This is a genomic window from Cohnella baijiui (assembly GCF_020731285.1).
Classification (GTDB): Bacteria; Bacillota; Bacilli; order Paenibacillales; family Paenibacillaceae; genus Cohnella.
On the sequence record NZ_JAJFOW010000253.1, the window covers coordinates 1 to 270 of the forward strand.

Sequence of the window (270 nt, forward strand, 5' to 3'; positions counted from 1 at the left end):
TTCGTACTCTATTATATGTTTGGGAAAAGATGGTTACAAGTCCGCCGCTGTCAGCTCTGCTTTTACAAAAAAAGAGGATATACCTCTCTAGAAGTACATCCTCATGCTGTGCTGATTTATCTTTATGCTGTTTGTGCAGCGGCTGTCTCAAGCGCCATTACAATCATATCGTTAAATGTCGTCTGACGCTCTTCTGACGTTGTCTCCTCTCCGGTAAAGATATGATCGCTTACCGTTAAGATGGATAAGGCATGGACGCCATATTTGGCT

The 270-nt window shown here is 43.0% G+C and carries 1 pseudogene; it reads right to left on the minus strand.

Annotation, left to right across the window (positions count from 1 at the left end):
- Positions 1-122: 122 nt before the first annotated feature.
- A pseudogene (locus LKX83_RS32530) lies at positions 123-270 on the minus strand (purine-nucleoside phosphorylase); the annotation flags it as partial.